General features: G+C 56.4%; 17 protein-coding genes. 16 read left to right on the forward strand and 1 reads right to left on the reverse strand.

The genetic code is table 11. The annotated features are described in order from the left end of the window. Positions 1–3: 3 nt before the first annotated feature. Positions 4–1,227 (reverse strand): GTP 3',8-cyclase MoaA, encoded by a 1,224-nt coding sequence (moaA, locus tag HMPREF2609_RS00615; protein ID WP_070534480.1) that lies wholly within the window; start codon positions 1,225–1,227, stop codon positions 4–6. 180 nt (positions 1,228–1,407) lie between these two features. On the opposite strand from moaA, the gene modA reads away from it, so the two are divergent. From modA to HMPREF2609_RS00690, 16 genes are all read left to right on the forward strand, one after another. After that, a complete protein-coding gene (gene modA, locus HMPREF2609_RS00620) occupies positions 1,408–2,229 on the forward strand; it encodes a molybdate ABC transporter substrate-binding protein (RefSeq protein ID WP_070534481.1) in 822 nt (273 codons plus the stop codon). A gap of 78 nt (positions 2,230–2,307) precedes the next feature. Continuing rightward, positions 2,308–3,174: a molybdate ABC transporter permease subunit gene (locus HMPREF2609_RS00625; RefSeq protein WP_048754775.1), complete on the forward strand. Its 867-nt coding sequence runs from the start codon at positions 2,308–2,310 to the stop codon at positions 3,172–3,174. A 30-nt stretch (positions 3,175–3,204) separates the two neighbouring features. Beyond that, on the forward strand, positions 3,205–4,584 hold the full coding sequence (locus HMPREF2609_RS00630; RefSeq protein WP_048751146.1) for a molybdopterin molybdotransferase MoeA: 1,380 nt from the start codon (positions 3,205–3,207) through the stop codon (positions 4,582–4,584). Between the two features lie 44 nt (positions 4,585–4,628). Next, the gene (moaC, locus tag HMPREF2609_RS00635) at positions 4,629–5,135 is read left to right on the forward strand and encodes a cyclic pyranopterin monophosphate synthase MoaC (RefSeq protein WP_004005310.1); all 507 of its coding nucleotides are present in this window, start codon (positions 4,629–4,631) and stop codon (positions 5,133–5,135) included. Between the two features lie 72 nt (positions 5,136–5,207). Then, positions 5,208–5,726, forward strand: coding sequence for a MogA/MoaB family molybdenum cofactor biosynthesis protein (locus tag HMPREF2609_RS00640; RefSeq protein WP_037231153.1), 519 nt, complete (start codon positions 5,208–5,210; stop codon positions 5,724–5,726). Next, the gene (locus HMPREF2609_RS00645) at positions 5,716–6,204 is read left to right on the forward strand and encodes a molybdenum cofactor biosynthesis protein MoaE (RefSeq protein WP_070534482.1); all 489 of its coding nucleotides are present in this window, start codon (positions 5,716–5,718) and stop codon (positions 6,202–6,204) included. The genes HMPREF2609_RS00640 and HMPREF2609_RS00645 overlap by 11 nt, the downstream gene beginning before the upstream one ends. Before the next feature lie 37 nt (positions 6,205–6,241). Further along, positions 6,242–7,450, forward strand: coding sequence for a ThiF family adenylyltransferase (locus HMPREF2609_RS00650; protein ID WP_070534483.1), 1,209 nt, complete (start codon positions 6,242–6,244; stop codon positions 7,448–7,450). A 79-nt stretch (positions 7,451–7,529) separates the two neighbouring features. Then, entirely contained in the window at positions 7,530–11,252 is a 3,723-nt protein-coding gene (locus HMPREF2609_RS00655) for a nitrate reductase subunit alpha (RefSeq protein WP_004005308.1), read from the forward strand. Next, positions 11,252–12,865 carry a nitrate reductase subunit beta gene (gene narH, locus HMPREF2609_RS00660; protein ID WP_048751150.1) on the forward strand — a complete coding sequence of 538 codons (1,614 nt, stop codon included), beginning with the start codon at positions 11,252–11,254 and terminating at the stop codon, positions 12,863–12,865. The genes HMPREF2609_RS00655 and narH overlap by 1 nt, the downstream gene beginning before the upstream one ends. Positions 12,866–12,868: 3 nt before the next feature. Further along, positions 12,869–13,615, forward strand: coding sequence for a nitrate reductase molybdenum cofactor assembly chaperone (narJ, locus tag HMPREF2609_RS00665; protein WP_041321532.1), 747 nt, complete (start codon positions 12,869–12,871; stop codon positions 13,613–13,615). 23 nt (positions 13,616–13,638) lie between these two features. Beyond that, the gene (gene narI, locus HMPREF2609_RS00670; protein WP_013397629.1) at positions 13,639–14,472 is read left to right on the forward strand and encodes a respiratory nitrate reductase subunit gamma; all 834 of its coding nucleotides are present in this window, start codon (positions 13,639–13,641) and stop codon (positions 14,470–14,472) included. 35 nt (positions 14,473–14,507) lie between these two features. Further along, positions 14,508–15,752, forward strand: coding sequence for an MFS transporter (locus tag HMPREF2609_RS00675; RefSeq protein WP_070534484.1), 1,245 nt, complete (start codon positions 14,508–14,510; stop codon positions 15,750–15,752). Between the two features lie 134 nt (positions 15,753–15,886). Continuing rightward, positions 15,887–16,024 (forward strand): hypothetical protein, encoded by a 138-nt coding sequence (locus tag HMPREF2609_RS10855; RefSeq protein WP_168162142.1) that lies wholly within the window; start codon positions 15,887–15,889, stop codon positions 16,022–16,024. Positions 16,025–16,274: 250 nt separating this feature from the next. Further along, a complete protein-coding gene (gene gcvP, locus HMPREF2609_RS00680) occupies positions 16,275–19,127 on the forward strand; it encodes an aminomethyl-transferring glycine dehydrogenase (protein ID WP_070534485.1) in 2,853 nt (950 codons plus the stop codon). A gap of 194 nt (positions 19,128–19,321) precedes the next feature. Beyond that, entirely contained in the window at positions 19,322–20,440 is a 1,119-nt protein-coding gene (gene gcvT, locus HMPREF2609_RS00685) for a glycine cleavage system aminomethyltransferase GcvT (RefSeq protein WP_070534486.1), read from the forward strand. A gap of 389 nt (positions 20,441–20,829) precedes the next feature. After that, the gene (locus HMPREF2609_RS00690; RefSeq protein WP_070534487.1) at positions 20,830–22,326 is read left to right on the forward strand and encodes an L-serine ammonia-lyase; all 1,497 of its coding nucleotides are present in this window, start codon (positions 20,830–20,832) and stop codon (positions 22,324–22,326) included. Positions 22,327–22,396 lie beyond the last annotated feature (70 nt).

The following is a 22,396-nucleotide window of genomic DNA, read 5'->3' on the forward strand; positions in this document are numbered from 1 at the left end:
GTTTTAACCTCCGATAGCGCTCATTGAGCGGCTTGCTTGAGCGAACTCTTCAATATCGAAATCAGCGTCTTCTTTGCCGTGAGCGCGCGGTTTGAACCACATACCTTCGCGCCACCTCAAGGCAATCTCGCGGTCGCTGGCGCCCGAACGCAGCAGGTCGAGCAGGTCGGTTTCGGAATCCGAGAAGAGGCAGGAACGGATTTTGCCGTCGGCGGTCAGGCGGGTGCGGGTGCACGCTCCGCAGAATGATTCGGTGACTGAGGCGATAATACCCACACGCCCGAGCGAAGCGGTATCTCCGCGCGGGAATCCGGTGCCGTCGAGGGCGGTGCCCAGCGGATAGACCTCCCAAAGCTGGGCGGGGGAGTCGCCGCGTTTTTCGGCGACTGCGCCTAGAACGAAGTGTTCGGAGAGCATCGTGCGAATCTGTGCCGCCGTAATCGTTCCTTCACGCGTCCATTTGTGATCGGCATCTAGCGGCATCTGCTCGATAAACCGCAGCTGGTAGCCGCCGTCAAGCGCCCATTGCAGAAGTTCGGGAGCCTGAGCGTCGTTGATACCGGGCATGAGCACAGCGTTAATTTTGATGGGTTTTAGACCCGCTGCTGCCGCGCCGTCAATACCTTTAAGAACCGACCCCAGCTTATCGCGGCGGGTCAACTCGGCGAAGGTTTCGGGGCAGATAGTGTCGAGTGAGACATTGATGCGGCTTAATCCAGCATCGGCGAGCGCCTGCGCACGTTTTTCAAGCCCTATGCCGTTGGTGGTGATCGCCAGCGGAATCGTGGGGTGTTCGCGGTGAATTCGCCCGATAATATCGACGAGGTCTGCGCGCACCAGGGGCTCCCCGCCGGTAAAACGAATTTCTTCGACTCCAAGTTCACGAATGGCGATGTCGGCAAGGCGTGCAATTTCAGCGGATGTTAGTAGATTATTTTTAGGCAGCCACTCCAGACCTTCGGCGGGCATGCAATAAATGCAACGAAGATTACATTTATCAATCAGCGAAATCCGCAAATCGGTGGCGATGCGCCCCCACCTATCTAAGAGCGGACCGCGGTTTGTAATATATGGGGTCTTGCGTGCGGGTTTATGTAAGGGCTTTTGGGCGTCACCAGAATTTTCGGGCGTAACAAAAGCCGTGTTCGCATCCTGCTCAGAAGCTAAGGTGCGTAACACGGGGCCCGCAATAAGCTGTGTCCGACCTGAACCGGCGGTGTATGCCATGGAATGACCTCAAAGAAAATTCGTATATTAGAGGTGACAATTAGATTATTCCATGTCTGCGGGTATGAGGATAGTGTGCGTACCTTAAGTTACATCGAGCGCAAACGTACGGCACATTATTATCGCGGCGGGAATGCACGTTATTGTGCGTCATCACACCACAGGAAAGAAACATACACTATGAAAACTTCGTTGAAGGTTGCCAGTGCCAGCGCGGCACTTTTTGCCTCTGTCGCCATGACCGGATGCGGCTCCAACTCCTCTAACACCGATGCGTCTGCCTCTGCTTCTTCGGCAGCATCCGGATCCGTGTCTGGCAAGGTTGAGGTCTATGCGGCTGCTTCCTTGCGCAATGCGGGTGTCGAGCTGAAGGAAGCGTTCGAGGAGGAAAACCCCGGCGTTGAGATCACCTACTCCTTCGAAGGTTCCTCCAAGCTGGTGCAGAAGATCGAGCAGGGCGCAAGCCCGGATCTCCTGATTACCGCCGATACCCAGAACATGGATAAGGCGGCTAAACTCGACGAATTCAAGGATGCCAAGCGCGAGGTTATCGCCACCAACAAGCTGGTACTGGTCACCGCGGAGGGTAACCCCGGCAAGATTAACTCGCTGGACGATTTGAAGAACACCGAAGGTGTTGTTGCCGTATGTAAGGTGAATGTACCCTGCGGTACCCTGGCGGACGAAGAGCTCAAGAAACACCATATTGAGCTTAAGAACGCGACCACCGAAGGCAATGTGAGCGAGGTGACCACCAAGGTCACTACCGGTAACGCGGATGCTGGCTTCATCTATACGACTGACCTTGCCGCCGCTAAGAAAGACGGCAAGAACCTGGGCTCGGTAGACCTGCCGGATGTTCCCAAGAACGAGTACCCCGCAGCACTGACCACCAAGGGTTCTTCCTCCGACGCTGCGAAGAAGTTCAACGAATGGCTCTCTTCGGATGAAGCCCAGAAGATTCTGGCGAAGTACGACTTCGAGTCTCCTCAGGCAAACTAGAATCTTCAGCGCATAACAGCTGTCACGTAACGGTCGCCTCCTGAAAGAACCAATGCGAGATTCTTGCAGGAGGCGGCTGTGTCGCCGCAGATTCCGAAAGACGTACCCGTGAAAAAACATACCGCTTTCACCGCCGTTCCCCGTTATTTTGCCGTTCCCGCGCTCCTGGGTTTCCTGCTCATTCTGGGTCCGCTCGTGGGTTTGCTGTACAACATCCCCTGGATGCGCCTGCACGACATTATCGACAAAGAAGTTCTCGACGCCGCGCGTCTCTCGCTCACCACCGCCAGTATTTCAACGCTGATCTGTGGGCTTTTAGGCGCCCCCTTAGCGCTGGTGCTCTCTAAAGTGCTCAGCCGCTCTCGCCTGAAAAAATTTGGGGGAGTACTGTACGCGATTATTTATACGCCCGTGATCCTCTCCCCGGTGGTTTCGGGTTTGGGGCTGCTCTTCTTCTGGGGACGTAAGGGCATGATCGGTGAACATCTGTACCACTTGGGCATCATAATTCCTTTTACACCCACCGCAGTTATTCTTGCCCAAACTTTCGTGGCTCTGCCTTTCTTCGTGGCGACCGCCGTAACAACCCTGCAGGCTATTCCTGAAGAATATGAGCAGATAGCTCGGGTGGAAGGGGCAAAATCCTCCGAAATCACCTATAGGGTGCTCCTTCCCTTAGCAGCACCGGGAATTGCTACCGCTTTCCTGCTTTCCTTCGCACGTGCGCTCGGCGAATTCGGCGCCACCGTCACCTTCGCGGGTAATGTGCAGGGCAAAACTGAAACTATTCCGCTCGGTATCGAATTGGCGATTGCCGGCGGAAGCATGAGCTCCGCATTGGGTAACGCCCTCATGCTCATAAGCCTGTACGTGTGCATCTTTGGGCTGCTTGGCCTATTTTCCGTGGTGAAGAAACTGCGTGCCAAAGCCTCTTACAATAGCTAGTAGATAATTCATCACCATTTGGGAGTACAGATGCACAAGCCCCAGTTCGATGGCACCCCCAGCACCGAAGAGTATCGCGCCTATCTGGCGCTTTTACTGCGTGATACTTTTATTGGTCGCGCCGAAAACCTGCCGCTGGCGCGTGCTACCGACCGTATCCTTGCGCAGGATGTGCTGGCCAGGCTTGATGTACCGAGTTTCGATAACTCCCAGATGGATGGTTACGCCCTAACCGCCGAGGGTGCCAGCCGTGAGAACCGCATCTTTACGGTGGGGCGTGAAATTCCGGCGGGACGGCCGCTGCAGCGTTCGCGCGCATCCGACGATTTAACCTACCCGATTATGACCGGTGCCCCCATTCCTAAGGGATATGTTGCGGTGGTGCCGGTTGAGCATTCTGAGCGCATCGAATATCCAGACCTACCCGAATCCTTCGGGCGTCCCAGCGAAAAAATTAGGCTCCCTCAGGCGCCCAAAGGGCAGTTTATACGTCGACGTGGCGAAGACGTGGTAGCTGGGCAAATCATGGCGCGCTCTGGCGAGCGCGTGACCCCCGCACTGCTGGGTACACTCGCCGCACAGGGGTATACCCGCGTGACGGTTGCCTGCGGGCCGCGCGTGCTGGTGTGCACCGGCGGCGACGAGATTCGCCCCACCCTCACCGAAGACGGTGACGATACGGCTACAGAGCTTGCCTATGGCCAGATTTATGATGCTAACGGTCCCATGCTCACCTCAATGTTGGTCGAGGACGGCGCCGTGGTGCGGCGCATCTCGATCGGAGACGATCCGGAGCTTCTGATCGAGCACTTGCGGGAAGAATATGAGACTTTCGCACCGGATATTATTATCACCTCCGGCGGGATCAGCCACGGCAAATACGAGGTTGTGCGTAATGCCATCGCTATGGCACCGTCTTTGGGGCTGCCAATTCCGCTTAGCTGGTTTGGGCATGTGAGCCAGCAGCCCGGCGGGCCACAGGGCGTGAATGTGCTGGATTTCAACGGGCACCGTCTGCCCATGATTTCTTTCCCCGGTAACCCCGTCAGTACCCTTATTTCCTATGTGCTGATGCTTCGCCCCTACCTGCGTGCGGGCGGACCTTACGGCACCCCGCACGAGGTGGCCTCGCGCATGGCGACTCTCGAAAATGCCCCGCGCGGCGTGCTCGTCATTGATAAACCGCTGACGGCACCGGCCAATAAACGCCAATTTTTGCGCGGTAACCTGGCGATGGTTGAATTTGAACCGGGGACCTATCGGGTGGAGCTATACCCTGATGTTTTGCCCGGATCGCATTTGCTGCATCATGCTGCGACCGCCGATGTGCTCATCGAGCTGGCGCCGGGCACCACGTACACTGGGGGAGAAGCGGTGCGGTACCACCGCATCCGGCTTACGGATAACTGAACGTGGCTGAACTCTCACCCCAACACAGATCTTAAGGACATATCGTGACTGAGAAGAATCTTCACCCCGATGCGGCACAGCCAGCCCAAGACTTGACTCATGTGCGCGCCGACGGGTCTGCCCATATGGTTGATGTGACTTTGAAAGACGTCACCACACGCACGGCGCTCGCTGAGGGAACCGTGCACACTCGCGCCGATGTGATCGCCAAGATTTTTGATGCCGATTTGCCTAAGGGCGATGCCCTGCCGGTTGCGCGTGTAGCGGGTATTATGGGCGCTAAACGCACCCCAGATATTATTCCGCTGTGCCACCCGCTGCCGCTGGGTAAAATTACCCTGGATTTTGAGCGTGGCGAGGACTTTGTACGCATTGTGGCGTCGGTGAAAACCCGGGGCGTTACCGGGGTTGAGATGGAGGCGCTAACTGCGGTCTCCACAGCAGCGCTGACGATTTTCGACATGATTAAGGCGGTCGATAAATACGCCGTGATCAGCAATATTCGGGTACTAGAGAAATCCGGCGGAAAATCCGGTGACTGGGCTGTTTAGCGTTCCCCACTTTGCTATTTTGTGAAGCCCAGAAGGAAAACCTATGAACAACAGCATGAGAGGGAGCACATCGTGAGTGCAGAAGAAATCCAGCTTCCCGAGAATCTGACCGGGCTTGTTATCGTGGCGTCTACTCGCGCCGCCCGCGGTATCTATGAGGATAAATCGGGGCCTATCGCGGTTGAATGGCTGCGTTCACGCGGGTTTAAGACCCCGGACGCTGTCGTGATCGAAGACCGGCAGATTATCGACTACTTCAACTCCCTCATTGCCGATGGGAAGAAGAATAATAACCTGCCCACGTTTATTCTCACCAGCGGCGGTACTGGGCTGAACACGGACGACCAGACCGTAGAGGCGGTGCGCCCGCATCTGGATAAGGAAATCCCCGGAATCATGCACGCTTTCTGGGCGAACGGCCTGCAGAACGTATCTTCCGCCGTGCTCTCACGTGGGGTTGCGGGCGTGATCGATAAAACCTTCGTGATGACTCTGCCCGGGTCGCGCGGCGGGGTTAAAGATGGAGTGAAAACCCTGGACCCACTCGTGGAACATATTTGCCGCCAGATGGAGGACTATCATGACCACTAAGCCGCAGGGGCTCGATCACAGCGGGGCGCACGGCGCTGAGCCCACCGGTTCGGTAGTCATTTTCACCGATATTACCGAGGAAGCCTTAGAACCGCTTGCCGCCGCCGCGAAGGCTCAGATCATGACAGAAGCCATGGGCGCCCTTGTTGTATTCGACGGCATTGTACGCAACCATGATCACGGCAGTGCGGTGCGCGGTCTTTGCTATAGTGCGCATCCGCAGGCAAAAGAATATATTGCGCGTGTTGTGCAGTCTGTAGCGGATGAGCTGGAGGGGGTTCGTCTGTGGGCAGTTCACCGCGTCGGTCCTATCGCTATAGGAGAGTCTGCGCTGACGGTGCTTGCCGCTGCGGCACATCGTGGGCGGGCCTTCGAGGCCTGCGAGGCGGTGGCTGACCGTGTGAAAGCCCAGGTTCCCATTTGGAAAGAACAGGAGCTGACAGACGGCAGCACCGAATGGGTGGGCATAGACACCTAGAGACTCAACACGTATTCCCGCGAAAGATACCATCAGGATGAGCTTTATCCCAGACCCCGAAACCGCGCCGGATCCCGTAACTCAGCTGAGCGCGGCCGAACGTGCCTTCTATGCACGTCAGCTGATTCTGCCCGAGATCGGCATGGCGGGGCAGCTGAAGCTGAAGGCGGCACGGGTTGCGGTGCTCGGCGCCGGCGGGCTTGGTGCACCCGCCCTGCTCTATCTTGCGGGAGCCGGGGTGGGCGAGATTATCATCATCGACGATGATTCCATTGAGATCTCAAACCTGCACCGGCAGGTCATTCACACTTATGCACGGGCGGGAAACTCGAAGGCAGAGTCGGCTGCCGAAACGATGCGCGCGCTCAACCCCTTCATCACGGTGACCATTATCCGCGAACGCCTCACCGACAGTAACGCTTTGACTCTCCTCACTGGCACGGATGCGGTGCTTGACGGCAGCGATAATTTTGAGGCTCGCTATGCGGTTTCGGCTGCGGCACAACAGTTGGGTATCCCGCATATTTGGGCAGCAATTCTAGGGTTTGACGCACAGCTCAGCGTATTCTGGGCAGGTCATGGGCTGGTCTATGAGGACCTCTACCCGCAGGCCCCCGCACCGGGAAGCGTTCCTTCGTGCAGTACCGCCGGGATTATCGGGGCGCTCGCCGGGGTAGTGGGCTCAGCGATGGCAATGGAGGCTATTAAGGTCATCACGGGTTCCGGAAAGCCGCTGCTAGGTGAGGTTGGGCTATACTCCGCGTTAACAGGAAAATGGGAATATATACCTCTCTTAGCTTCGATGCAAGCAAAACCTAAGAAATCGGTAGAAACTCACCCTAAAGAGAGTCAAGACACTAAAAATCACTTAATATTTCGTCATAATTCAGGAAAATTGACGGGTAACCATCACACGCAAAAGTTAGAAGACATAACCCCTGTTCAAGCCCGGCAGCTTTCGCAGCACGAAAAAATGACCCTTATAGATGTCCGTGAAGCTATCGAGTTTTCTTCTTTTGCGATCGATGGGGCAATTAATCTGCCGCTGACAGAAATCTTGGAAGCTGCCCGTGAAGGCCGTCTTGCCGCGAAAATTCGCGAAAAAATTGACCCCGCATCGAAATATCTTGTGGTCTACTGCACGGGATATACACGGGCGTTGGAGGCAGCACGGGATATTGCTGCCGCTACAGATACTCCCGTGCGTGTTTTAGTGGGTGGAATTTCCGGATGGCTTACGGTCTGAATAACCCTATGAATTTCCTGGATTAGAGAATATTTTTATATCGTATTTGGCATACCAATTTTTGCGATATATTGGCTGTATGGAACAAGCATCACAGACCAAAGGTCCGGATGGACCCCTTACCGATCAGCTGATCAAATTCGGTAAGTTCTTCTCTCGCTGGGACGAGACTGATGACGGTCGTGCGGTTTTCCGTGAAGGTGGTCGCAAAGGCGATACCTTCTACCGCGACCGCTGGAGCCATGATAAAGAAGTTCGCTCAACCCACGGTGTGAACTGTACCGGCTCCTGCTCATGGAAGGTGTATGTCAAAGACGGCATTATCACCTGGGAAGCACAGCAGACCGACTATCCCACAGTCGGTCCCGACCGCCCCGAATACGAACCGCGCGGATGCCCCCGTGGCGCTGCATTCTCGTGGTACACCTACTCGCCGACCCGCGTGAAATACCCTTATGTGCGCGGTCTGCTCCTCGAAATGTACCGCGAAGCAAAAGCCCTGCACAGCGACCCGGTTGAAGCATTCCACTCCATCGTCTCCGACCCCGTCAAACGCAACCGCTACATCAGCGCGCGCGGTAAAGGCGGATTGGTACGCTCCACCTGGGCGGAAGCACTCGAAATCGTAGCCGCCGCCCACGTGCACACCATTAAGTACTACGGACCCGATCGCTGCACCGGCTTCACCCCGATTCCCGCAATGTCGATGGTCTCCTTCAGTGCCGGTGTGCGCTTTATCCAGCTCATCGGCGGCGTGATGACCAGCTTCTACGACTGGTATGCCGACCTTCCCGTAGCATCGCCGCAGGTCTTCGGTGACCAGACCGACGTACCCGAATCCGGTGACTGGTGGGATGCTTCCTACCTCATCATGTGGGGGTCAAACATCCCCGTCACCCGTACCCCGGATGCCCACTGGGTTGCCGAGGTACGTTACCGCGGTACCAAGGTTGTCTCGGTCAGCCCTGACTATGCCGACAACACCAAATTCGCCGACGAATGGTTGCCCGCACAGGCAGGTACCGATGCTGCGCTCGCAATGGCTATGGGTCACGTGATTCTCAAGGAAAATTACGTGGATCAGCGCGTGGAGTTCTTCGAAGACTTTGCCCTGACCTACACCGACCTGCCCTTCTTGGTTACCCTCGAAACTCGTGAAGACGGCACGAAGGTTCCCTCGAAGTTCCTGACCGCCGCATCCCTGGCGGGGGAGCAGCACCAGGAAAACGCCGATTTCAAGACCGCCATGATGGATCGCGAAACCGGCGAGGTCTTTGTTCCCAACGGTACGATGGGTCACCGCTACTCCGAATCCGATCAGGGTAAATGGAACCTTGAATTGGACGGGCGCAAACCCATTCTCTCGATTCGCGATCTGCCGCAGGGCGAGTCCGCCGCTGTCGAGATCAAGATGCCGACCTTCGATAACCCCAAGGGCCACGGCGACATCATGACCCGCGGCGTGCCCGTCACCTACGTTGAGGGTCAGGAAGTTACCACCGTCTTCGACTTGATGCTTGCTACCTACGGTATCGGTCGCCCCGGCTTGCCCGGCGACTGGGCCAAGGATTACGAAGACTGGTCGATTCAGAACACCCCGGCATGGCAGGAGCAGATTACTTCAGTTCCGCCGGAGGCCGTTATTCGCGTGGCGCGCGAATTTGCGCAGAACGCTATTGACTCTCACGGTCGTTCTATGATTATCTTCGGTGCCGGTATTTGCCAGTGGTACCACGCGGATACAACCTACCGCGCTATCTTGGCTCTGCTGAACCTGACCGGCTGCCAGGGCCGCAACGGCGGCGGCTGGGCTCACTACGTGGGTCAGGAGAAGGCACGTCCGCTCACCGGTTTGACCAATATGGCAAACGCTTTGGACTGGAGCCGCCCGCCGCGTCATATGATCGGCACCGGTTTCTGGTACATGCATACCGACCAGTTCCGCCAGGACGGTTACTCCACCGATTACCTGCAGTCCCCGCTGGGCACCGGCGAGCTCAAGGGAGTACACACTGCGGATGTTGTCGCGCGCTCCACCCGTATGGGCTGGATGCCGTTCTACCCGCAGTTCCCCGAGAACTCGCTCGATCTCGCCGATAAGGCAGAGGCGGCAGTAGCGCGCGGAGAAGCCAAGGATAACGCCGATTATGTGGCACAGCGCCTGAACTCCGGCGACCTTGAATTCTCTGTTGAAGACGTCGATAATCCCGTGAACTGGCCGCGTACCCTGATGCTGTGGCGCTCGAACCTCTTTGGCTCCTCCGCTAAGGGTGAGAGCTACTTCCTCAAGCACCTTGTCGGCAGCATGGACAACGTGCAGGGCGCCGATCATGAGGAATCCATTCCGCGTGAGGTCACCTGGTACCAGGAAGCACCGCAAGGCAAGCTCGATCTGCTGGTCACCTCGGACTTCCGCATGACCACCACGACCCTGCTTTCGGATGTTGTGCTCCCCACCGCTACCTGGTACGAGAAGCACGATATTTCCTCGACCGATATGCACCCCTTCCTGCACGCGTTCTCGCCTGCTATCGACCCGCCGTGGGAAGCACGAACCGATCACGATACCTTCAAGGCTCTCTCATACGAGTTCACACGCCAGGCCAAGAAACACCTGGGCACCCGCAAGGATATTGTTTCGGTTCCGCTCCTGCACGATACCCCCGGTCAGATCAAGCAACCCGGCGGTCATGCACCCGACTGGAAGAGCACTCCCGGCATGTTAGGTGTTCCCGGTAAGAACATGCCGAACTTCATGACTGTCGAACGCGACTACAGCGCGATGTACGATATGTACACCTCTGTAGGCCCGCTTTTCGACAAGGTTGGTGCCACCACCAAATACGTGACGTACGATCTGAAGGACGAAGTCGCTCAGATGGCGAAGGAATTTGGTGTAATGGACTCCGGTAAGGGCGCGGGTCGTCCTGCACTGGATACCGACACCAAGCTCGCCGAGTCGATTTTGCGCATCTCTGGTACTTCCAACGGTGAGGTGGCCCTTAAGGGCTTCAAGGAACTTGAGAAGCAGACCGGTCTGCACCTGATGGATCTTGCCGAGGGTAACGAGGAACGTAAGATTACCTTCCCCATGACCCAGGCAGCCCCACAGTCCGTGATGACCTCTCCCGAGTGGTCCGGTTCGGAAACCGGCGGCCGCCGTTATGCGCCGTTCACCGTGAACATTGAAAAGAAGAAGCCGTTCCATACCCTAACCGGTCGTATGCACTTCTTCTTGGATCACGACTGGATGCACGAAATGGGCGAGGCGCTGCCGATTTACCGTCCCCCGCTGGATATGACCGGGCTCTTCAAAGAACCCGAAATCGGTACTACCGACGGCGTTTCGGTTGCAGTGCGTTACCTAACCCCGCACAACAAGTGGGCTATCCACTCCCAGTACTTCGACAACCAGCATATGCTGACCCTCTTCCGCGGTGGTCAGACTGCCTGGATGAGCCCCCAGGATGCCGAGAAGATCGGCGTCAAGGACGGCGAATGGATCGAATGTGTGAACACCAATGGTGTGTTCGTGGGTCGTGCGGTTGTCTCGCACCGTATGCCTGAGGGCGTGTGCTACGTGCACCACGCTCAGGAGCGTATGATGACGCCGAAGACCGAAACCACCGGCAAACGCGGCGGTATTCACAACTCGATGACCCGCATCCTACTCAAGCCGACCCATATGATTGGCGGCTACGCACACCTGGCATTCGCTTTCAACTATCTCGGACCGACCGGCAACCAGCGTGACATTGTCTCGTATATTCGCCGTCGCAAGTCGCAGGAGGTTACATTCTAATGCGTGTTATGGCACAAGTTGCAATGGTGATGGCGCTTGATAAGTGCATTGGCTGCCACACCTGCTCCGTGACCTGTAAACAGGCATGGACAAACCGTTCCGGTACCGAGTATGTGTGGTTCAACAACGTTGAGACCCGCCCCGGTCAGGGCTACCCGCGCCGCTACGAGGACCAAGAAAAGTGGAAGGGCGGCTGGGTGCTGAACAAGCGCGGTCGTCTGGAGCTCAAGAGCGGTAACCGCTTCCAGAAGCTCTTCTCCATTTTCGCCTCGCCGATTCAGCCCGAGCTCAGCGACTACTATGAGCCCTGGACTTACGACTACCAGAATCTCACCACCGCACCTCTAGGCGATGACTTCCCCGTGGCTAAGCCGGTATCGATGATTACCGGTCAGGACGCCAAGATTCAATGGGGCCTGAACTGGGACGATAACCTGGGCGGCGCCCCCGAGCACGGTCACCTTGACCCGCTTGTGGAGAAGGTGCGCAAGAAGGCCGAGGACAAGATTAAATTCGAGTTCGAGCAGACCTTCATGTTCTACCTGCCGCGTATTTGTGAGCACTGCCTGAACCCGTCCTGTATGGCGGCATGCCCCTCCGGCGCTATCTACAAGCGAGCCGAGGACGGCATCGTGCTGGTCGATCAGGATCGCTGCCGTGGCTGGCGTCAGTGCATCACCGGCTGCCCCTACAAGAAGGTGTACTTCAACCACAAGACGGGTAAGGCAGAGAAATGTACGTTCTGCTACCCCCGTATCGAGGCCGGTATTCCGACCGTATGTGCCGAGACCTGCGTGGGTCGTATGCGCTATATCGGTATCTTCCTCTACGATGCAGACCGCGTGACTGAGGCAGCATCCGTTGCCGATGAGAAGGATCTGTACGAGTCGCAGCTTTCGCTTATGCTCGATCCTTCGGATCCCGAGATTATTCGTTTGGCACGCGAGAACGATATTCCCGAGGCGTGGATTACCGCAGCCCAGAAGTCGCCCGTGTACAAGCTGGCGAAGGAATGGAAGGTTGCGCTTCCGCTGCACCCCGAATACCGCACCATGCCGATGGTCTGGTACGTTCCGCCGCTGTCGCCGATTGTGGATCTGCTCAAGGACCAGGGACACGATGCTGAGAACAGCCAGAACCTGTTCGGCGCGATCGAGGCGCTGCGCATCCCCGTTGAATACCTTGCTGAGCTGTTTACCGCTGGCGATACCGAGGTCGTGACCTTCGTGCTCAAGCGCCTAGCCGCAATGCGCGCCTACATGCGTGACATTAATTTGGGCGGCGAAGGCAATGAAGAGATCGCAAACTCGGTGGGTATGACCGGTGCACAGATGTACGAAATGTACCGTCTGATGGCGATTGCTAAGTACAACGAGCGTTATGTGATTCCTCCGGCTCATATGGAGGATGCGCATAACCTCGAAGAGATGGGATGCTCGCTGAGCGTTGATGGTGGTCCCGGCATGTACGGTGACGCATTCAATGACATGGAAGGTCGCCCGACCCCCGTTTCGACTGGCGTATATGAGAGCTCTAACAAGGTGAGCCTCTTTAGCTGGGATGGGAACTCGCGCCCGGATGGTCTGTTCCCGAATACCACCGGAAAGAAGTAAGTAGTGGCTGGATTCTTTTCCAAGCTTATGGGCAAAGCCGATTCCGGGAATACCCCGGAATCGGCGCAAGCCGCGCACGATAACATTGATCCGTTTGATCGTGACTATGGTGCAGGTGAAGACCGAGACTCGGTGATTTACCAGGTCAGCGGCATGCTGTTGAGCTATCCGACGGAAGAAACTCTTGATCTTCTGCCGGAGTTTACGCGCTTGGCGCAGGCAACTGAGAATCCCGATTTCGTGCAGGCTGTGCAAACCGTTGCGGATTGGCTTACGGCTCGCGAGCTTGAAGAAGTTCAGAGTGACTACGTGCAGGAATACGACCTCTCCCGCAGGCACGCTCTGCACCTCTCTTACTGGACGGATGGCGATACTCGCCGTCGCGGCGAAACCCTTCTTCGATTTAAGAAAATGTATCGCGATTCGGGGATGCTCACCCGCCTTAACGGGGAACTTCCCGACTATTTACCTCTCGTCTTGGAGTTTGCGGCGCTGGTGGATCGTCGCCAGGGTCGCGCAGCGCTTCAAGCATACCGTCCCTCATTAGAGCTGCTTCGTTTAGCGCTTCGGGACGGAGACCTCCCACACTACGGGTTATTACAGAGTATCTGCAATACCCTCCCCGGTGTCTCTCCCGAGACTCAGGAACAGGTGCAGCAGATGGCGGGTTATGGCCCGCCCGTTGAGACCGTTGGTCTGAGCGGGTATGCCGATCCGCGGCTGACCCAAGTTAACCCTAATAATATTTAGACCCCTCAAATTAGGAGTACATCGTGTACGCACTCGCATCCGAGCACGCAGCACATGCGGTGCCTGTCGGCGAGCCGGGGATTGTAGACACCCTCCTGTGGGGCGTGCTTCCCTATGTCACTATTCTTGTTCTGATCGGCGGCACCATTTGGCGTTACCGTACCGATCAGTTTAGTTGGACCACTCGATCATCACAGATTTATGAATCCAAGATGCTGCGTCTGGGATCGCCTCTATTCCACTATGGTCTAGCCGCCGTGTTTATGGGACACGTGGGCGGTCTAGTGGTGCCTAAGATGCTCACAGACCTCGTGGTGGACGACCACACTTATCACATTGTCGCTTTGGTGGGCGGTTCCGCAGCCGCTGCAGCAACTATTCTTGGTTTGTTCCTGCTTCTGTGGCGTCGTCGTCGTAATGCACAGGTTTTCTCTGCAACGACGATGAACGATAAGTTTATGTACTTTGTGCTGGTCGCCGTCATTCTGGCGGGTACCGCCGCAACTTTGATTTCCGCTTTTGACCCCTCGGGCGGTCTGCCCCCGGTTAACGGGCATGAGGTGGAGTTCAACTACCGCACCTCCATTGCGGTGTGGTTCCGTTCTATCTTCTACTTCCACCCAGAGGTAGCGTTGATGGTGAATGTGCCTGTCGCCTTCAAGATTCACATCATTGTGGCTATGGTGCTGTTCATTATCTGGCCTTTCACTCGTTTGGTGCATGCACTGACCGTGCCGCTGCACTACCTGTTCCGTCCCTACACCATCTACCGTTCTCGCGGCAATGAGCGCGTGGGCGCACGTCGTGGTTGGGACAACCCGCAAGAGGCGCTCCCACGTGAGCGCGTCAATCGCTAACAATATACACACAACACATAACACAAAGAGGAATAATGAGTGCTCCCACTGCTGAGAGTTACGACCTAAAAAAGGGGCAGCTTTTTAACCTGCTGCTGGTTACCTTCGCCTCAACCGTTGGGTTCTGGGCGTGGACGATTGTCGGTCCGCTTGCGAAGTACTACGCCAAGCCGGATCAGATGCATTTGAACCCGGGAACTACGAGTTTGCTGGTTGCTATGCCTATCTTTATTGGTGCGATTGGGCGTATTCCGGTTGGTGGTCTAACCGATAAGTACGGTGGGCGCATCATGATGAGTCTGGTACTTGCCGTCAGCACTCCGCTGGTGCTCTTGGTCGGTGTTGCCGGCTCGATGAAGTCGTTCCCCCTGATATTGGTCTTCTCGTTCCTGCTGGGTATCGCCGGTACCGTGTTCGCGGTGGGTATTCCGTTCAGCTCCGCTTGGTACCCGCCCGCTCGTAAGGGCTTTGCAACCGGTGTTTTCGGCGCTGGTATGGTCGGTACCGCTCTGTCAGCGTTCTTTACTCCGCGCCTGATGAACCTCGTGGGTTATATGAATACCCACTACATCATTGCGGCTCTGTGCGCGGTAACCGCCATTATCTCATTCTTGTTCCTGCGTGATTCACCGGCTACCGCTAACCGCGAGGTTACCCCGCTGATGCCGAAGATCATTCGGGCGTTCAAGGTGAAGTCAACCTGGCAGCTGTGCTTCCTGTACTCGGTAGTATTCGGTGGCTTTGTGGCGTTCTCGAACTACCTGCCGACCTACCTGAACAATATCTACAGTTTCAACTCTGAAGATGCTGGTGCTCGTGCCGCAGGCTTCGCGGCGGCTGCCGTGATCGCTCGTCCCTTCGGCGGTATCTTGGCTGATAAGTTTGGTCCGAAGATTATTACCTTCATTGCGTTGGGCGGTGTGTCGGTTTTGGCTCTGGTTACCGCATTTCAGCCGGATGCTGAGCATGTCTACGGTCCCATCTTCTTGGCGATGGCAGCTCTGCTGGGCTTGGGTTCCGGCTCGGTCTTCGGTTGGGTTGGCCGCGCGGCTGACCCGAAGAACGTGGGTGCGGTCTCCGGCGTGATCGCTGCTGCCGGCGCTTTTGGCGGCTTCTTCCCGCCGCTGGTGATGGGTGCAACCTACGATGCCGCACATCGTAACTACTTTATCGGTCTAACTCTGTTGGCTGTAACTGCAGCTGTGGCCTTTGCCTCGGCATTCTTGGTCAAGCATGGCGGTAAGCCGGAACATCATAAGGCTGATGCCGTAGCGAAGTAGTAGCTGAGTTTTTCACTCAATTGTTTGTTTCCATGGCTCTGGCCGTTCCCTGCTCTGAGGGAGCGGCCAGAGCTTTTTACGTGAGTTTCGTACCCTAAAACCAATATGGGGTGGCGGTCACAAATTCGGAACAGATGGCTCTGAACGTAAATACCTCTAATTTATTGATTACAATGCAGGTTTTGGCCGACGCTGCCGGTGGTCTAGGCGGGTTCTTCCCGCCGCTGGTGATGGGTGCAGCCTACGACGCTGCCGCAAACAGCTACTTTTAACGGATAGATGCTCTTATCTGTAACGGCTGCCGCCAGAGGGGGGATGACGCTCCTGTATGTGGCGGTAAGAAATCGCTCGCCGTGCCGTAACAGGTGGTCGCATGTATGCCGATAAACCCTTATAACATACGTGTCACAGGGCATATGTAGCTAGAAGTTTGAGCCCACAATATGGGAAAATTAGTACTGTATATACACAACAGTACTGTTGTGAACCGCTAACGGTTTGCGCCGAATAGGAGAAGATATTATGTCTTTCATCGATCGTCATCTCGGCCCCCGTTCCGCAGACGCTGAGCAGATGCTCAAAGCCCTGGGATATGATTCCCTGGGAGCTCTGATGGACGACGCTGTCCCGCCTCAGATTCGCCTTCACGGCGAGCTTGATCTTCCCGATCCGTTGACAGAGCAGGATGCACTCGCCAAGATCGCCGAGTATGCCGCCGAGAACAAAGTTTATACGCAGATGATTGGCGAAGGCTATTACGATGCCGTAACCCCCGCCGTTCTGCGCCGCAACATTCTTGAAAACCCCGGATTTTACACCTCGTACACCCCCTACCAGGCTGAAATTTCGCAGGGTCGTCTGGAGGCTCTGCTGAATTTCCAGAACGTGGTTATGGAACTCACCGGCCTGGATATTGCGAATGCTTCCCTACTCGATGAGGCAAGCGCGGTTGCGGAGGCGGTTGTGATGATGCACCGCGCCAACCGTAAGGTTAAGAACGGTTTCTTCGCGATTGATTCTCGGTGCCTACCGCAGGTTCTTGCCGTGGTACGCGGTCGTGCCGAACTTCTTGACATTCCGTTCGTGGTCACCGATTTCTCGGAGGGGCTGCCCGAGGGCGATCTGTACGGTGTGGTGCTTGCATACCCCGCATCCGACGGGGAAATTCGTGACATTGAACCGCTGGTGAAAGCGGCCAAGGAACGTAACGCCCTAGTGACCGTGGACGCCGATTTGTTGGCGCTCACCCTGCTGAAGTCTCCAGGGGAACTCGGTGCCGATATTGCCGTGGGCAATACCCAGCGTTTCGGTTTGCCCTTCTTCTTTGGTGGTCCGCATGCCGCCTACATGGCTGTGCATAAGGGTATGGAACGCACTATGCCGGGTCGTCTGGTCGGTGTGTCGCAGGATTCCGCCGGTAAGCCTTCTTACCGTTTGTCTCTGCAGACCCGCGAACAGCACATCCGTCGCGAGAAGGCTACCAGTAACATCTGTACTGCTCAGGCTTTGCTGGCGATTGTTGCCGGTGCTTACGCTGTGTATCACGGTCCCGAGGGGCTGCGTGCTATTGCCGAACGTCTGCATACTAACGCGGCTCGTGTAGCAACAGCCTTGGAAAGTGCCGGATACGGTATTGCCTATGAACATTTCTTTGACACCGTGGTGGTTGAAGCACCGGCTCGTGCAGATGAACTCGTCGCCAAGGCGCTTGAGGCTGGCATTAACATTCGCCGTATCAACGAGAACCGCGTGGGTATTTCGGTTGGTGAATCTCATGATGACCGGGTTCTGGAGCGTCTGGTGAAGGCATTTGGTGCGGTACTTCCCTCCGAGGCAGATGCCAAGTTCAGCATTCCCGCAAATCTGCTCCGTACCGATGAGTATATGCAGCATCCCGTCTTCCATAGGTACCGTTCCGAGACCGAGATGATGCGCTACCTGCGCCACCTCTCTGATAAGGATTTGGCTCTGGATCGCACGATGATTCCTCTGGGTTCGTGCACTATGAAACTCAATGCGGCTGCGGAAATGGAACCGATTTCCTGGCCCGAATTTGCGAATATTCACCCGCTGGCACCCGCCGATCAGGCTCAGGGCTGGCATAAGCTCATCAAGGAACTTTCCGACTGGCTGGTCGCTATCACCGGATACGATGTCGTGTCTTTGCAGCCGAACTCCGGTGCAACCGGTGAGTACGGTGGTCTGCGTGCTATTCGTGCCTACCACGAGGCTAACGGCGATCACGAGCGTGATACCGTGCTTATTCCGCTTTCGGCGCACGGCACGAATGCCGCGTCCGCAGCGCTTGCTGGGCTCAAGGTTGCGGGTGTGGCGACCGCATCCGACGGCTCGATTGATGTTGATGATCTGAAGACGAAGATCGAGAAGTACGGCGATAAGATCGCTGGCATCATGATTACTTATCCCTCGACGCACGGCGTGTTTGAGCCTCAGGTATCTGAGGTTTGCGAGCTTGTGCATGCCGCGGGTGGTCAGGTCTACGTGGACGGCGCAAACCTGAACGCGCAGATGGGCTTCGCACAGCCGGGTAAGTTCGGCGGCGATATTTCCCACCTGAACCTGCACAAGACCTTCTCCATTCCACACGGCGGTGGCGGTCCCGGTGTTGGACCTCTCGCTGCTCGTGAGCATCTGGCGAAGTACCTTCCCGGCGATGCCGCGACTGCGGATGCCGAAGGCAAGCTGCCTAGCGGTGCGGCACTTCCGATTGCGCAGGCGTTCTTTGGCTCTGCCGGTGTGCTTCCCATCAGCTGGATGTACATTGCTATGAGCGGTGCTGAGGGCTTGAAAAAGTCCTCGGAATACGCGGTGCTGAACGCGAACTACGTGGCGAAAAAGCTCAACGATAAGTTCCCTGTGCTCTACACCGGCAACGCAAACCTGGTGGGTCACGAGTGCATCCTAGATATCCGTGAGCTTACCGACCGCTCCCATGTGACCGCCGAAGACGTATGTAAGCGCCTGATGGACTTTGGCTTCCATGCGCCTACTCTGGCGTTCCCGGTTCCGGGCACTTTGATGATGGAGCCGACCGAATCGGAGTCGAAGGAAGAACTCGATCGCTTTATTGAGGCGATGGAGACTATCTACGGCGAAATTCTTGAGGTTGCCGAAGGCAAGGTTGCGGTGGAAGATTCTGTGCTGCGCAATGCTCCGCATACGGTGGATGTTGTTTCTGCCGACGAGTGGGATCGCCCGTATAGCCGCACCCAGGCTGCCTTCCCGGTTCCTTCACTTCGCGCCAACAAGTACTTTACGCCTGTGGGCCGTATTGACGGTACGGGCGGAGACCGTCACTTTGTCTGCGAATGCCCTCCGATGGAGGCATTCGATCTTGAAGCTCACGCCGAGTAGCTTCGATGATTCGATGAACTTCTGTGTGTCCCGCGTTTTTCGCCTGTTTGTTAGGAGGCTGGGGAGCGGGGCACCCGGGAGGCTTACCGTACACACATAAAATAGAATGAATGTTCTTAAAAACAAGAATAATCGTTCTGGTATAAACCGTTCTGGCACAAAGCAGTGTATCTGACTATGTACTAAGGAGAAACATGTCACCCAAGAAGACCGCACTCTACCCCGTCCACGAAAAGCTAGGAGCCGCATTCACCGACTTCGGCGGCTGGGATATGCCGCTCAAGTACGCCAACGATGTTGCCGAGCATCAGGCTGTGCGCACCCGCGCCGGTATTTTCGATCTCTCTCACATGGGCGAGTTCCGCATCACCGGGCCCGATGCCGCTGCATTCCTCGACTACGCTCTGGTCTCCAACATGTCCGTACTCAAGCCTGGTCGCGCCAAGTACTCGATTCTCGCCAACGACAAGGGTGGCGTGATCGATGACCTTATCACCTACCGCTTGGGCGACGAAGAATTCTTGGTCGTGCCCAATGCCGCCAATATTGATAACGATTTTGCGGCCATGAGCGAGCGTCTGGGTAATTTTGATGTGAAGTTCGTCAACGAATCTGACGACACCTCCCTAATTGCTGTGCAAGGACCGCGTGCCGAAGAAATTCTGCTTGCGGCTGGTGCCTCAGATGAGGATGCGGTACGTGAGCTCAAATACTACGCTTCCGTTCCGGTCACCATTGCCGGGGTAGATGTACTTCTGGCACGTACCGGCTACACCGGCGAGGACGGTTTTGAGCTCTTCGTACCGAATGCTAACGCTGTGAAACTGTGGGATGCGCTCGCTGCCGCTGGTGAGTCCTTCGGCTTGACCCCGGCAGGCTTGGCAGCACGCGATTCGCTGCGTTTGGAAGCTGGCATGCCGCTTTACGGTCATGAGCTGGGCCTGGATATTACCCCCTTCGAGTCCGGCTTGGGCCGCCTAGTTGAGATCGCTTTGGAGAAGAAGGCCGTCGATTTCGTGGGTCGTACCGCTCTGACCGAGCTGGCGAAGTCTCCGTCGGAGCGTATTCTGGTTGGACTGAAAGCCCAGGCAAAGCGCCCGGCACGTGCGGGTTCGTTCCTTGTCGATGCCGAGGGGCATCAAATCGGTGAGGTAACCTCCGGTATTCCTTCCCCGACCCTGGGTTACCCGATAGCAATGGCATTGGTGAAGCGCGAATTCTCCGAGGTCGGTTCCGAGGTGGACGTGGATATTCGCGGTAAGCGTGCAACTTTCGACGTGGTCTCGCTTCCGTTCTACAAGCGCGAGAAGTAAATACTGCTTCATCTCAGGTAACCCGAGCAAGAGGCATAGGGCGGGTGAATGTGCTGAGGTATATTTACCCGCCCTTCAGCATGTCTGTGTCGGTATATCGACTCGGAGTTTATCGTCCAGGCAAGCCCGGGTGCGCACGCAAACATAATGTCGCCTTAGTTTATCCGTGACTTGAAGTAAGCTAGGATGAACTCAGCAGGTTGCAAGGTGCTCGGTGAGCATAAACCTCAGGGAAAATCAGCAGACGATGAAGGCTGCATACCGTCTTCGGGCGGTTACGTCGGGAGAACCTACAGGTGTACTCCCAGAAGCTAATCCCAATAAACGGACGGACCGCCGCATATAAAACCTGGCGGGCAAGCGCATACTCACACAGATGAAGGAATAATGTGGCACTAGATACTGGCGTTCCAAGTAGTGTGCAAAAACAAGCTGAAGCGCTCGAATACGATATCAGCGTTTTCGAGCTTTTTAGCATCGGCATAGGTCCTTCCAGCTCCCACACCGTAGGGCCGATGCGCGCCTCCAACCGTTTTATCGCCGAACTTATTGACACCAACCTGCTCTCACGCACCACGAAATTGCATATCGACCTGTATGGATCACTCGCCGCAACCGGGGCAGGGCACGGCACCATGAGCGCGGCGCTCAAAGGGCTGTGCGGGCATGTGCCCGAAACTATCTGCCTCACCGAGGCAGACGCCATGATCGAGCGTAATAGCGTGGACGGCACTTTGCCGCTCGCCGGGTATCCTTCCAGTATGTACGGTGCGACGGCTCCCTGCGGCGAGGAGGGCAAAGTTTACGGACCGGTTCTGAACTACCGAGAACTCGATATAACCCTGCGCCCCTTGACCGTGCTTCCGCGCCACACAAACGGTATTAAGATCGCCGCATTCGAGGGCGAGAAGATGCTTTTGGAGCGCACCTATTTTTCCATCGGCGGTGGATTTATTGTCGAAGGTGACGAGCCCGCAACCGGGGGAGCATCCCTGGAACACCCGCCCTACCCGTTCGGTTCCGGTGCTGAGCTCCTAGATATGGCGAACGAGACCGGGATGAGTATTGCCCAACTCAAAATGACGAACGAATGTTCGCTTCGCAGCGAGGCCGAGGTACGCCAAGGAATTCTACACATCTACAAGGTCATGAAGGAATGCATCGGGTCTTCACTATCGCGTGTCGGTTACCTGCCTGGACCCCTCAAGGTACGTTGCCGCGCCGGGGCATGGCACCGCGACCTGATGACCGAAGACCCCAATAAATCGCCCGAATACGCCATCGACTGGGTGAACCTAATCGCGCTCGCCGTGAACGAAGAGAATGCGTTTGGCGGCCGCGTAGTGACGGCGCCGACGAATGGTGCATCCGGCATTATTCCGGCGGTTTTGCACTATGCGATGAACTATACGCCCGGAATACGGCATTGCGGTCGGGGCAAGCGTGAGGATGCGGTGATCGACTTTTTCTTGGCCGCCGCCGCAATCGGGGTGCTGTATAAGAAGCGTGCCTCAATTTCCGGTGCCGAGGTGGGGTGTCAGGGAGAGGTAGGCAGCGCCAGCTCGATGGCCGCCGCCGGTCTTGCTCAGGTTTTGGGCGGTACGAACGAGCAGATTGAAAATGCCGCAGAGATTGCGATGGAGCATAACCTGGGGCTGACCTGTGACCCTGTGGGCGGGTTGGTGCAGATTCCGTGCATTGAACGCAACGCGATGGCCGCGTCGAACGCGGTCACAGCGGCACGCATGGCACTGCGCGGTGACGGTGCGCATCGTGTTTCCCTAGACCAAGTGATCGAAACGATGCGCCAAACCGGCATGGATATGTCGCACCGTTACAAGGAAACCTCAATGGGTGGCCTGGCGGTTAACGTGGTGGAGTGTTAGCTCCAAAACGGTGGGGGAGCGCTCGCCCGGAAGCCGCAGGGGCATTCAGGGCGAGCGTTTTCTTGATCTT

The sequence above is a fragment of the Rothia sp. HMSC058E10 genome (assembly GCF_001809415.1).
Lineage (GTDB): Bacteria > Actinomycetota > Actinomycetes > Actinomycetales > Micrococcaceae > Rothia > Rothia dentocariosa.